The following is a 13,119-nucleotide window of genomic DNA, read 5'->3' as shown; positions in this document are numbered from 1 at the left end:
GTCCGGGTGACCGGCCCCGGGGCCGGACCGCGTACGAGCGCGCCGGCGGTGACCGGGCCGGCCGCACGGCCTGATGTCCCGCCCTGCTTCTGAGGCAGGACCTTTCGCATTGTGCTGGACGTTCTCGTTCTCCCCTTGTTCCGGCTCCCCTTGTTCCGGGCGTTCCCGGCGGCGGCTCGATATCGCGCGCATATACCGGAGATATACCGAACCTCTGTACTTTTACGGAGAAGGGGTGATGCCGCCCGGTCGAGCAGCGGGTCTGCGGTTCCATGCCCGGCTCACTCGGTGCGACAAAGAAAAGAGAAAGAAGGCCGCATTGCGCTTGAGGAAGAAAATCGGAGCCCTGGCGACCACCGTGATCGCCGTGCTGTCCGTCGCCTCCATATCGCCGGCCGCCCGGGCCTCCGCCGCCGGTGAACGAGTGGATCGAGCGGGTTCGGAGGCGTCGGCCGCCGTCGATTGCTCGTGGGAGTACCCGCGGTTTCGCCTGCGCTCCCGGGGGACGGGGAAATACGTCGCCATTGAGTACGGATACACCGGAGACCGTTATGCGATGTTGCGGGCCCGCGCTGATTACGGCCAAGCCTCCGTGTTCGTCATGTGTACGCATGATGGTTTGTGGACCGGGCTGTGGACGATAGACGGAGGATTCGTCGCGGCGGAAGTGAACTATACGGGCGCGAATGACGGCATGCTTCGCGCCCGGTCGGCCGGCGTCGGCTCATGGGAGCAGTTCGACGTCAGGTGCGTGGTTTCGAACGGCCCGGACCTGTGCAACATCCGGTCCAGGGGCACGGGCCTTTACGTCGCGGCCGAGGTGAATTATTCGGGGGGCGACGACGGCATGCTTCGCGCCCGGTCGTCCAGCGTCGGCTCATGGGAACAGTTCTATGCCGAAGGGATGTGACGGCGATCAGGCCGGACGCACGGTGAGATCGTTCGCGTACTGCTGACGCCGCGCCGCACTCCGGACCCGCCCGCCGCCGTTTCCCGTCGCGGCCGTCCCCGGATGCCCGCCGCGGCCACGTCGGCGGGCACCGGCTCCTCCGGGGGCGGCGGCGAGGTTCGTATCGTCGCCCACCTGCCCGTCGTGGTGTCTAGCCGTGCAGCAGGGCCGCGACGGCGTCGGCGGTGCCGGGATGGCGGGCCAGCAGCGCGGCCGCCTCCCCCGGGTCGCCGCCGGCGTCGGCGATCTCCTGCCATCCGCCGTCGCATCCGAGCAGGGCGGCGACGGCGTCGCACGCCGCCCGGTGGCCGGACAGCAGCTCGGCAGCCGGGCCGCCGCCGCCCCGGACGGCCCCCGGGCGCGGACCCGGTCCCGCCTTCGCCGCCGCGCCCGCCGGCCGGGCCGACCACGGCGGCACGAACGCGTCCAGGGACGGCAGGGCCGCCGGGAACGTGCGGCCCGCCTCGCGTACGAGCACGGGCACCAGCTCGCCCGCCTGGTCGCGCAGCGTGGTGATCAGCTTGGGCAGCCACGGGAGCAGGACGGCGTCGGGCAACCGCGCGAACGCCTTGGACATCAGCTCGACCACGAACGGCGCCAGCGCGGGAGCGGGTTCGAGCGCCTGCACGAACCCGCTGAGGTACATCGGGAACGACGGGACCACGAGCGGGTTGGCGAGCAGCGCGTCGCACCGCTCCCGCAGCTCGGCCATCGTCAGCACGCCGAGCTGGGACCTGGCCGCCCACAGCAGCGCGACCTTGGCGGGCGCCTCGGGGTGCGACTGCAGCACGGCGATCTCGAGCTGGGCGCGGTCGCAGCCCAGGGACAGCGCCAGGCTCTCCATGCTGAACAGGAAGCCGAGCATCGCGGCCACCTGGCGTACGCCGGTCTCCTCGTCCACGAAGGCCGTCGGCAGCAGGGTGCAGTAATGCGCGTACCCGGTGGTGACGAACGCCTCGCACCACTCCGGCAGCGCCGGCTGCGCGGCGCGATAGTAGGCGAGCAGGCGGCGGATCCGGCGCAGCACGTCCGGGGCGTCGTCCACCGTGCGCTCGGCGGACAGCAGCTCGACCGCCCGCGCGCCCAGCTCGTCGGCGATCCGGCCGCCGCCCAGGTAGAGGATGGCGTCCTCGACGGCGCCGAGCGCGACGGCCGCGGTCGCCTTGGCGTCCCACGCCGTACGGCGGAGCCGCTGTTCGAGCACCTGCTCGACGGTGACGCCCTCGTAGCCCAGCTCGATGATCGACCGCTGGTGGCGTCCGATCGCGAGGTCCCAGCTCTCCTGGACGGACCGCTCGCCCAGCCGCCGCTCGCCCATGACCGGACGCACCGCGTCCTCCGGCAGCAGGCGGCGCAGGATCCACAGCAGGTCCGAGCAGCGGGCCAGCTCCGGCTTCGTGGTGAGGTCGAGCAGCGCCCGCTGGAGCGTGCGCTTCTCCAGGTCCACGCCGAGCGGCTCCAGCCGGTCGTACACGTCGCGGGCCAGCGGCGGGAGGGCCTCGTACCCCACCTGGCCGATCCGGTCGCCGCCGAGGAGGATCTCGCACAGGCGGCGCACGTCGCGGCGGCCCGGCACCACGTCCTTCTCGATGCAGGTGACCGCCGCGTCCTGGAAGTCGTACGGCGTGGGCCTGGCCCGGTTGCGCATCCCGGCGAGCAGGACGGACGTCTCGAAGACGGCGATGGCGTCCGCCGTGCTGGCGAGGTAGCCGTTGCGCCGCGCCAGCCGGACGATGTCCACGCACCAGGCGAGCAGCTCGGCCTCGTCGAGCCCGTCCAGCGCCGGAGGACTCGACAGGAAGCCGGACAGCCGGTCGGCCACCGGCGCGGCCGCCGAGGTCGCGGGCGGCGGCAGCGCGCGCTTGGCCCGCTTCGCGGCCCCCTTCTGACCGTCCAGCCGGAACGGCGTGTCACGGAAGCGGGTGACCGCCTTGCTCCAGGTGGCCGCGGCGATCGACACCGAGCCGGGCGCGAGGCCGAACTGCGCCTCGATCGCGGAGTGGCTGGACGGGATCAGCCCGTACAGCCAGCGCGTCCCGGTCCGGGGGCCGATCTCATACGGCGCGTCCGACGCCAGCCCGAACTGCTCGACCCGGCTCGCGGCGTGGTAGGCGCCGCACACGTACAGGCAGTCGGCCGGGTCCGCGCCGGACGCGGCGAGGTGCTCGCGCATCCGGGTCCACATGTAGCGCTCGCGCTCCTCGTCGCGCGACGTCCGCTCGTCCTCCGACGGCCGCAGCCGCCGGAACAGGCTGCCGATCAGCACCATGACCTGGCGGTAGGTGTCGTAGTCCGCGCCGGTGAGCGGCTGCTCGACGTACTGGTCCCACCACTCGGACCAGTGCCGCACCTTGCCGTGGTGCAGCAGGTGGGCCTCCAGTTCGGCGAAGCGCGGGCGCAGGTCGCCGATCTCGATGCCCACGGCGTCGCCGTGCAGGGCGGCCTCCTCGCCGCGTTCGGCCGCGTCCTCGTCGCCGCCGGACGGCGCGGGCCGAGCGGGCTCGGCGGGCTCGTCCGGCAGCCACTGGAAGACGTGGTCGGTCGAGCGGTCCACCAGCACCAGCTCGACGCCCGGCGTGTCCAGCGCGTACGCGATGGCCTGGTACTCGGCGGACGCCTCCGTGATGGGGGCGACGACGCTGAGCGGCCCCGCGCCGGGCGGGAAGCCGTCGAGGTCGGACGCGAAGGCCTGCAACGCCACGGGCAGGCGGCAGTTGCGCAGCTCGTCGAGCAGCGGACGCAGGTCCTCGCACAGCTCCAGGTAGACGACCTTGGGCTGCTTCTCGCGCAGGCGGCGCACCATCGCGAGCGCCGATGCCGGCGAGTGGTGGCAGACCGGGAAGATCTCCAGTTCCTCGGCCAGCGCCCGGTCGACGTCGTCCACCATGCCGGACAGGATGCGGGCCAGCGCGTCGGACGCGTCCGCGGCCTCGTCGGTCCCGGTCGTGGGGGCGAAGGCCCTGGCGGCGTCGAGGAGCTGCCCGCGGAGCGCGCCGAAGGTGTCCGGAGTCATCGAATCTCCTTGAGCGTGGAGACCCCCGGCCTCGGCCCCGGAGGCGGGAGACCGCCCGCCTCCGGCCTCGGCCGCGGGAAGGGGGTCACGAGAGCGTCGCGATCGCCTTGCGGCCGCCTTCGAGGAACTCCTGCCACTCCCCGCCGTCCTTCTTGCCGCGCGGCTCGACCACGCCGTGCCAGTACTTGTTCAGGATGGCCAGGTCCTCGGGGCTGCGGCGGGCGAGCGATCCCACGAGCGAGCCGGCGAGCGTCTCCGCCCGCAGCGTGCGGTCGCCGAAGAACTGGCTGTGCAGGATCGCGTCCTCCAGCACGCCGATCTGCTCGGCGGTGGACAGCGCCGACTCCAGCTTCTCGTCGTCGCTGGTCGCGGAGGCCGCGGCGGCGCGCAGGTCGGCGAAGCTCTGCAGCAGGATGTCCAGCAGCGTGGGCGGCAGGTCCAGGTCGATGCGGTGCCGGCGGAGCAGCTCGGTGGTGCGGAACCGTACGATCTCCGCCTCGCTGCGCTTGCTGGTCACCACCGGGATGCGGACGAAGTTGAACCGCCGCTTCAACGCCGATGAGAGGTCGTTCACCCCGCGGTCCCGGCTGTTGGCCGTCGCGATGATCGAGAAGCCCGGCTTGGCGAAGACGATGTTGTCGTCGTCCAGCTCGGGGATCGACACGTACTTCTCGGAGAGGATCGAGATCAGCGCGTCCTGCACGTCGCTGGTCGAGCGGGTCAGCTCCTCGAAGCGCCCGATCACGCCCCGCTCCATCGCCGTCATGATCGGCGACGGGATCATCGACTCCCGGGACTGCCCCTTGGCGATCACCATCGAGACGTTCCACGAGTACTTGATGTGGTCCTCGGTGGTGCCCGCCGTGCCCTGCACGACCAGGGTCGAGTTACGGCAGATGGCCGCCGAGAGCAGCTCGGCGAGCCAGCTCTTCCCGGTGCCCGGGTCGCCGATCAGCAGCAGCCCCCGGTCGGACGCCAGGGTCACGATGCTGCGCTCGACGAAGCTGCGGTCGCCGAACCACTTCTGGGAGATCTCGCGGTCGAGCCCGTCCGAGCGCTCCGAGCCGAGCACGAACAGCCGCACCATGCGCGGGCTCAGCCGCCACGAGAACGGCTTGGGGCCGTCGTCGATCGACTCCAGCCAGTCGAGCTCTTCTGCGTACTTGACCTCGGCGGGGGCACGCAACATGTCGTCGGTCATCGCGGTCTCCTAGGTGAGGAAGCTCTTGAGCTCGAACACGAGCTTGCGGATATGGCCCGAGATCACGGGCGTGCCAAGGTCTTTGAACCGCTGGCGGAACCACGGATCCACGCTCTGGTGGCCGGAGCTGTTGACCGAACCGACCGGGATGAACCGCACGCCGGACTGGTGCACCGCCCGGATACCGTCGAACAGCGGCTGGGACCGGTCGAACTCGTAGAAATCGGAGATCCACACCATCACCGTGTTGTGCGGATCGGCGATCTTCGGCCGGGCCAGGGCCATCGCGACCGGGCCGTCGTTGCCGCCGCCGAGGTTCGTTCGCAGCAGCACCTCGAACGGGTCGTGCACCCACGGGGTCAGGTCGAGCGCCCGGGTGTCGTACGCGATGAGATGCACGTCCACCTTCGGCAGCCCGGCGAAGATCGATGCCAGGATGGTGCAGTTCACCATCGAGTCGACCATCGACCCCGACTGGTCGACGACCACGATCAGCCGGGCCGGCGTGGTGCGCCGGGCGGTGTGCCGGTAGTACAGCCGGTCCACGTAGAGCCGCTCGTCCTCGGGGCTCCAGTTGGTGAGGTTCTTCCAGATCGTGCGTTCGATGTCGAGGTTGCGGAACACCCGCTTCGGCGGCACGGACTTGTCGATCGAGCCGACGGTCGTCTTCTCGACCTGGGTGCGCAGCACCTCGGCGACCTCGTCCACGTACCTGCGGATCAGCGCCTTGGCGTTGGCGAGCGCGACGCCGGACAGGTTGGACTTGTCGCGGAGGAGCTGCTCGATGAGCGACATGCTCGGCGTGAGCTGCCGGGCGAGAGCCGGGTCGGCCAGCACCTCGCGCAGCCGCATCCGGCGGACCAGGTCGCCCTCCAGGCCGGCCAGCACGCCGGCCAGCTCCTCGCCGCCGGGGCGGGACCGCAGTTGCCCGGGCTCGCAACCGAGCGCCCGCTGGAACCAGGCGGCGTCCTGCTGCCAGCCGGCGAGCTGGGTGGCGGTGACGCTGCCCGATCCGGTCGAGAACACGTTGAGCAGCAGCTTCGACACCAGGGCGGCCCGGCGGACCTCCTCCGCGCCGACCGTTTCAGGCACGGGAGCGCCGGGGGCGGCCGCGGGGGCGTCCGGCTCCGCCAGCAGGCCCCGCATCTGCTCGCCCAGCTCGGGGAAGCGCTGCACGAGGTTGTCGACCGACACCGAGGGGTCGAGCAGCGCGGGCGGCAGGCCGAGATCCCCGACGACGGCCACGCTCGCCGCCTCGAGCGTCGGCTGCTCCTCCGGGTCGAACAGCCGGGCCAGCAGCCGCCAGTAGAGCACCTGCCGCCGGTTCTCGTCGGCGTTGACCCGCGGCGCGGCAGGCGGGTGCGCGTCGGTGGCCGCGGCGGGCGAGCCGGCGGCCGAAGAGGGCGGCGGGTCGGCCGGGGGCGTGGTCAAGGGGTCGCTCATCGCCGCAGCAGCCGTCCGGCACGCTCGCGCAGCACGGCGACCGAGTCGCCGGCCTTGGCCTCCGCCTTCACGACCTTCGGGTCCGTCGGGCCGAGCGCCCAGTCGCCGTTGTGCGCCGTGACCGGCTTGCGCTTCACCGTCGCCTGTACGGCGAGGGGCTGCAGGGCCCACCCGCCGCCGTCCCAGCGGACCAGGCCGATGCACGCCGTGGAGGCGGCCACCAGCTCGGGCGTGAGCGGCCCGCAGGTCGGCAGCCGTTCGACGTCGACGGCGAGCGACCGCCCGCCGAGGTCGAACGTGACCGCCCCGCCGTCGGCCGTCGCCGTGTACCCCTCGACCAGCACGGGTTCGGAGATCCGCACCGGATGGCGGTCGAGCGGCGGCACGGCCGGGGCGAGCGCGCCGCCGAGCAGGACGCGCGCGGTGGCGAACGGGTCGGCCGGCTCGCCCGCCTCGGCGTGGTCGTCGTGCCACACCAGGTCGCCGCTGTCGAGGAGCGGCAGGTCGGTGATGTTCAGGCCGCGGTGCTCGGCCAGCGCGCCCAGCAGCACCGGGTGCCACTGGAGCAGCCGCCACAGGGCCGGGCCGACGATGGTGTCCACCTTCGGCGCGGCCACGCTCGCCCGCACCAGCCGGGCCGTCCCGCCGTCCGCGGGCTCCAGCACGGCGTGGACCTGGATCTGCACCGCGGTGCCATGCTCGTGGACGTCCACGCCGAGGACGAGCAGCCGTCCAGAGACCGTCGCCGCCGGCTGCGGGGTGCCCGCCGGGGCGCCGGGCTGCGACAGCAGCAGGGCGCGCGCCCAGAGGTCGGCCCACCGCCGGGCGGGCAGCCGCTCCATCGTGGCGGTCGGGCACGACGCCCGCAGCTCGGCCGCCAGGCCATCGAGCAGCACCGCCGTACGGCGCAGGTCCGGTGCGGCGAGCAGCGCCTCGATCGTCTGGTCGGCGGCGGAGACGAGATCGTGGTCCACGCCGCGCCAGCCGGCGATGGCCAGCTCGTGCAGCCACGACCGGCATCCGGCGAGCAGGTTGTCCGCGACGGGGGAGTCCGCGGACGGCGACGCCTCCCACGGAGCCCTGGTCCGCCCCAGCGCCGCGTCGAGGCGGTCGAGCAGGGCGTCGTGCACCGCGCCGAACAGTGCCGCGCGGCCTCCGGCCAGCACGCTCAGGTGCTCGGCCGCGACCGAACCCGCGGCGATCTTCTCGGCCGCCTCGCCCGCCCGTACGCCGAGCGGACCGGCCGCCAGCGCGCCGGCCAGGGCGGACAGCGCGGCCGCGCGGTCCTCGCCCAGCCGGCCCAGCCCGTGGACGAGGGCGTCGTCGAAGCCCGCGATCAGGTCGAGAGCCTCCTCGACCCCGGGGATGGGGCCGTCGAGCAGTTCGGAAAGGTTCACGGCGAGCATCAGCGGACCGCCCCCAGGGCCGGGAACCAGTGCATCTCGGGGATGGGCGTGGTCGTGTCCGGGATCTCGAGATAGTTCAGGTGCCGGAGGAACCGGCTGAACACCGTGGCCGCCGGGGCGCGCTCGACCTGGCCGTTCATGCCGCCCACCAGGTCGGCGCCCGAGGAGGCGCCGTCATCCAGGTCGACGCGGAGATAGCGGGCGACGCGGTCGACTCCGTACTGCAGGACGGCCTCGGCGGCGAGCGCGTGCAGGTGCTTGCACGGCGAGCTGCCCGACGGCAGGGCGCCGCACGGCCGGTTGTTGTTGGTGCTGCAGCTGTACGAGTGGGTCCCGGCGGTGAACGACGAGACGTACACCCGCTCGATGTCCGAGCCGCTCGACACGACGCCCTGCAACCGCCCGTCGGCCAGCTCGACGAAGGGGACCTTCGCCAGCTTGCGCGGCCGTACGGGCGGGACGACCCGCACCGCGCTGCGCCGCTCCCATGCGGAACTCTCCGCGTTCACGCCCCTCGACCTCCCGCCCGGCGGCTCGCGGACGTCGGCCGGTACGGCGGCACGTGCGCGAACGGCCGATCCATGATCGGCCAACTTACCCCATCGCTGACCTGCTGCCGTCAATCGCCATACATCCGCATATATGGCGGGAAGTGCCCCGCTCGCCGACCAGAGGGACGGGCAGGGGCCGGACCATCCCCGGCTGTCCTACGAGCCGGGGCGGGCCGCCGCCCGGGGGCGTTCGGGTGGGACGTGATTGCCGGAAGGGATTTTTAGACGGCCCGTGCGGCCGATCCGGTGCCGCAAAATCGGTGTGATTCGCGTCACACTCTGAACGGTTCCTGACAGCTCGCCGAACGTCGGGTCCAGGTTGCCGGAAACCGGGTGTGACCTGGACGCGCCCCGGCTCCCGGGGGGCGCGCACCCTTGATCACGAAAAGATAACGGCCTTTTACCTGGGAAAACGCTGTGGATCACGACCCTTACGAACCCCCGCACCCCTCTGTAGGTTCTTGACCCGTCCTTTACTGACGGATGGGACGCAGGTGACGTCCCACGACAGCGCAAGGAGCATCCCCCTTGAAGCGCACCCTCGCCATCGGCGGAACCCTCGCCGCCGCCGGCATGCTCGCCACCGCCATGGTGTCCACCCCGGCCCAGGCGGCGAACAACTACAAGGTCAAGGAGACCCTCGCCGGAACCTCCAACGCGGCACAGCAGGTCGCGTTCTTCTGGTCCTCCAAGACCCTCCAGGAGGCGACGCCGTACAACGTCGAGCCCGTCGTCTCGGCCAAGCACGTCTCCACCGGCGGCTTCGCCGGCAACACGAAGCCGGGCGTCGTCCCGGCCATCGGCGACGAGAAGAAGACCGTCTCGAAGTCGAAGAACGTCAACCTCCCGATGAACATCGGCAAGGTGTTCTTCCTCGGCGCCGACGGCAAGCCGCACTGGTGCACCGGCACCTCCGTGCAGTCGAAGTACCGCAACCTGGTCGCCACCGCCGGCCACTGCGCGTACGACACGAAGAGCAGCAAGGCCACGCTCGACAAGTGGGTCTTCGTCCCCGGCTACTACAAGGGCAAGGCGCCCTGGGGCATCTACGTCGGCAAGCAGGCCTTCACGCACTACGACTTCGACGTGTACGAGGACGGCGACCGCGACTACGCGTTCGTCACCGTGTACAACGGCATCAACATCGGTGGCGACAAGGCGGTCGACAAGAAGACCTACGACGCCTACACCGGCGACAAGCAGACCATCTCCGAAGAGGTGACCGCCGCCGAGTTCGCCGAGAAGTACACCGAGGGCGGGCCGTACTGGAAGGAGACCGTCCCCGGCGGCACCCAGGTGGACCCGCCGGCCGACGCCTTCGCCAAGCGCTGGGAGTACATCAGGAAGGGCGTCGACGGCGTCAAGCTGACCGCCGACGAGGTCACCGGCGCCCAGTACAAGGCCGCCCCGAACGCCTCCACCGCCATGAAGAACGGCGAGAAGTGGGGCTTCCGCGGCGACGACTGGGTCCGCATCTCCCTGCGTGAGTACCACGAGCTGTCCAAGGCCAAGAAGGCCGGCAAGTTCAAGGGCGACCTGCAGCTCAAGCGCGGCAAGCGCGTCGTCGAGGCGTTCAAGAAGCAGTACTTCGTGAAGAAGTGGGTCAAGGACGCCGCGGAGAAGTACTACAAGGACACCTACATCATCCGCGACATCAGCGACGCGGGCCGCCTGGGCGACCGGGTCGGCGGCCAGGGCATGGCCTACAACCAGAAGCTCGGCAAGAACGTGTTCATGTTCGGCTACCCGAGCGGCTCGCACCCCGACGGCACCAAGCCGTTCACCGGGCAGGTGGCGAAGTGGAGCTACGGCAAGACCTTCGGCGCCACCGCGCCCTCGATGAAGGCCGAGGAGCTGCAGGGCCTGAAGTCCTCCTTCACCGGTGAGGGCTCCATGGGCTCGGCGTGGCTGCTCAACTACAGCAACGCCCGCCGCCTCGGCTACCTGAACGGCGTCACCATCGCCATCGCCGACCGCGACGGCAACAACCGCATCGACACCAGCCTCTCGCCGTACTTCGACGGTGAGACGTACGGCGTGTACGCGCAGGCCGCGAACGTCTGGTCCGGCTCGATCCTTTAGCGGGACCAGCGACCGGGGAAACGAGAGGTCCGGCCTCTCTGGGGAACACCCTTGGTCAGGGCCCGGCGCGCTCGCGCCGGGCCCTCTTGCCGTGTCAGGTCGTTCCGCGCCGGTTTGAGCCGATCGGCCGTCGGATACGTCCAACTGAGTATGAGGATTTGGCGAATCGCGCTTCTGGCGGCACTCGTCCTGATCTTGGGTGTCACGACCGTCGCCCCCGAGCCGTCGGCACAGGCGGCGACCGCGCGGAAGAAAGTGCTGGTACAGCTCCGCGAGCGGGGCGGCTTCGCGGGTCTCGACGACCGCGTCACCGTGTACACCGACGGATGCGCCCGGCTGAGCCGCCGTACCGGACCGGTCGTGCGCAGGTGCCTCACCGACGCGGAGATGCGCGGGCTGCGCCGCGACCTCACGCACCTGCGGCTGGGCCGCTCGGAATCGCAGCCACCGGGAGCCGACTTCATCGGCTACACGCTGACCTACCGCGGCCACCGCGCACTCCGCTACACGCTCTCCTCCTCCTGGAGCCCCGTGGTGCGGCGGCTGGAGAAGATCCTCCACAAATACTGGGCGCCGGCCTGACGGCCGTGCAACAGACCGGGACGGCCGGACGTCCCTGGTTTCGTGGACGACACCTTCGACGAATTCGTCCGGGCACGGGGCGGCGCGCTCTTCCGCTACGGCATCGTGCTGACGGGCAACGCGGACGACGCGGCCGACCTCGTGCAGGAGGCGTTGCTGCGCCTCGGCGACGCCTGGAAGCGCGTCGTCCGTAAGGACGACCCCGAAGGCTACGTCCGGACGGTCATGGCCCGCCAGCACATCAGCTGGTGGCGGCGCAGGCGGCGCGAGCACCTGGTGGCCGACACCCCCGAGCACGGCTACACCGACCCGCTGCTCGACGGCGACGCCGGGCTGTGGAAGGAGATCGCCGGGCTGCCGCCGAAGCAGCGGGCGGTGCTCGTGCTGCGCTACTACGAGGACCTTCCCGACGCCGAGATCGCGCGGATCCTCGGCGTCTCCCGGGGCACCGTACGCAGCCAGGCCTCGCGCGCCCTCGACAAGCTGCGGATCCAGCGCCGCGCGACCCGGATGGAGGAAGTATGAGAACGGAACACGATCTCGTCGAGGCGCTCAGGAACGCCGCGAACGGCGCGTCCGTCCCGGCCGATCTCGACCGGGGCGTATCGGACCGCCGCAGGCGCAGGACGCGTCGCCGCCGCCACCAGTCGCTCCTGGCCGCCGCCGGGGTCGTCGCCGTCGTCCTCGGCGGCACGGCCGTCACGCGCGGAGGCCAACCCGCGGACGTCGCAGGGCCGGTGACCACGGCCGCCCCCGGCGCCTCCGACGCGGCGGGCGAAGAGGGCGCGGAGGGAGCGCGGGGGCCGCGGGCCCGTGAGGTGTGGCCGGAGGCGGTGTCGACGATCCCGAAGAAGGCCGCGGACGGCTTCAGGTACCGGCCGGTCACCGCGCTCGGCCCCACGGAGATCCTGCTCACCGCCGAGGGGTCGTTCGAGAAGGCCGGCCGGATCGAGGTGTACGACACAGGGACGCGCACGTCCCGGGTGCTCGCCACGCTGGCCTCCGGCCGGAAGGGCTACTACACGCAGGACGTCGAAGCCGGCCGCGACTACATCGCCTGGTACGGCACCACGCCCAACGACGACGACAAGTGGGCCGACTTCTGGGTCGTCCCCCGGCAGGGCGGGGACCCGGTCCGGGTCGGCGAGGTGACCGGGGACGTGGCTCTGGTGGACCGCATCGGGGTCACCGGCGACCACATCGTCTGGTCGCCCCGGTCGGGCGGGGTGTACCGGATGCCGATCGGCGGAGGGGCCCCGGAGAAGATCGAGGGAACCGACGGGTTGTGGCTGGACTCCTGGCCGTGGGCGCGCGACGTGCCGGGCGACTCCTTCGACGAGAAGGCGCGGAACGCCGACCAGTCCCTGCTGGTCGACCTGGAGAACGGCACCCGGCGGACGATCACCCCGCCTCCCGGCGTGACCGGCCTGCGCTGCTCCACCGAGTGGTGCCTCGGCAGGGCGGACCGGACACCGGTCTCCATGCGCGTCGACGGCGCCGACGTCCGCCGCCTGACCGGGTTCTCGCACACGGGGGAGATCTACGGAGGCCGCTTCACCGAGGTGAGCGGCAGGGGGCTGTCTCCCGTCATCTACGACCTCGCCACGGGGAAGGCGGGCGCCGTCGGCGCCACCAGCGCGGACGGGAGCAATGGAGGATGGGGGCGGGGCGTCTCGTCGTCGCCCACCCAGGTCTTCTACTGGAACGCCCAGCAGGTCGAGAGCAAGGAGACCTGCCGCCCGATGTCGGAACGGGAGCGCAAGGACCTGCCCGGGGAGGCCGGCGCCCCCTCACCGGGTGCCACGATGTGCACCACGGAGATCGTCGAGCCGGGGGACGAGAACGAGATCCTCAACCTGGCCGCCGTCCCGCCCGCCGGCTGACGCGGCGGG

General features: G+C 71.6%; 10 protein-coding genes. 5 read left to right on the top strand and 5 right to left on the bottom strand.

Translation table 11 applies throughout. The features are described from left to right. The first annotated feature begins 325 nt into the window (after positions 1–325). The gene (locus AWQ70_RS28105; protein WP_157530503.1) at positions 326–910 is read left to right on the top strand and encodes a fascin domain-containing protein; all 585 of its coding nucleotides are present in this window, start codon (positions 326–328) and stop codon (positions 908–910) included. 190 nt (positions 911–1,100) lie between these two features. Here the strand turns inward: AWQ70_RS28105 and AWQ70_RS28100 are convergent, their stop codons facing one another. The 5 genes from AWQ70_RS28100 to AWQ70_RS28080 all read right to left on the bottom strand — a co-directional run bounded on the left by AWQ70_RS28100 (position 1,101) and on the right by AWQ70_RS28080 (position 8,521). Further along, positions 1,101–3,962: a DUF5682 family protein gene (locus tag AWQ70_RS28100; RefSeq protein WP_067182235.1), complete on the bottom strand. Its 2,862-nt coding sequence runs from the start codon at positions 3,960–3,962 to the stop codon at positions 1,101–1,103. 85 nt (positions 3,963–4,047) lie between these two features. Continuing rightward, the gene (locus AWQ70_RS28095) at positions 4,048–5,163 is read right to left on the bottom strand and encodes an ATP-binding protein (RefSeq protein ID WP_067182231.1); all 1,116 of its coding nucleotides are present in this window, start codon (positions 5,161–5,163) and stop codon (positions 4,048–4,050) included. A 9-nt stretch (positions 5,164–5,172) separates the two neighbouring features. Further along, on the bottom strand, positions 5,173–6,606 hold the full coding sequence (locus AWQ70_RS28090; protein WP_084517893.1) for a vWA domain-containing protein: 1,434 nt from the start codon (positions 6,604–6,606) through the stop codon (positions 5,173–5,175). After that, positions 6,603–8,012, bottom strand: a complete 1,410-nt coding sequence (locus AWQ70_RS28085) for a hypothetical protein (protein ID WP_067182228.1) — start codon at positions 8,010–8,012, stop codon at positions 6,603–6,605. Before AWQ70_RS28085 ends, AWQ70_RS28090 begins: the two co-directional genes overlap by 4 nt. Continuing rightward, positions 8,012–8,521: a hypothetical protein gene (locus AWQ70_RS28080; protein WP_067182226.1), complete on the bottom strand. Its 510-nt coding sequence runs from the start codon at positions 8,519–8,521 to the stop codon at positions 8,012–8,014. The genes AWQ70_RS28085 and AWQ70_RS28080 overlap by 1 nt, the downstream gene beginning before the upstream one ends. A gap of 570 nt (positions 8,522–9,091) precedes the next feature. Here AWQ70_RS28080 and AWQ70_RS28075 point away from each other — a divergent pair. From AWQ70_RS28075 to AWQ70_RS28060, 4 genes are all read left to right on the top strand, one after another. Beyond that, on the top strand, positions 9,092–10,645 hold the full coding sequence (locus AWQ70_RS28075; RefSeq protein WP_067182223.1) for a trypsin-like serine peptidase: 1,554 nt from the start codon (positions 9,092–9,094) through the stop codon (positions 10,643–10,645). A gap of 150 nt (positions 10,646–10,795) precedes the next feature. Then, entirely contained in the window at positions 10,796–11,227 is a 432-nt protein-coding gene (locus AWQ70_RS28070) for a hypothetical protein (RefSeq protein ID WP_067182220.1), read from the top strand. A gap of 42 nt (positions 11,228–11,269) precedes the next feature. Then, positions 11,270–11,752: a SigE family RNA polymerase sigma factor gene (locus tag AWQ70_RS28065; RefSeq protein ID WP_067182218.1), complete on the top strand. Its 483-nt coding sequence runs from the start codon at positions 11,270–11,272 to the stop codon at positions 11,750–11,752. Next, complete coding sequence (locus AWQ70_RS28060) at positions 11,749–13,110, top strand: hypothetical protein (RefSeq protein ID WP_067182215.1); 1,362 nt, start codon at positions 11,749–11,751, stop codon at positions 13,108–13,110. The genes AWQ70_RS28065 and AWQ70_RS28060 overlap by 4 nt, the downstream gene beginning before the upstream one ends. Positions 13,111–13,119 lie beyond the last annotated feature (9 nt).

This window comes from Microtetraspora niveoalba (genome assembly GCF_001570405.1).
GTDB classification, from domain to species: domain Bacteria; phylum Actinomycetota; class Actinomycetes; order Streptosporangiales; family Streptosporangiaceae; genus Microtetraspora; species Microtetraspora niveoalba.
Note: the sequence above shows the minus strand (reverse complement) of the source record. Positions and strands in the feature narration are given on the sequence as shown.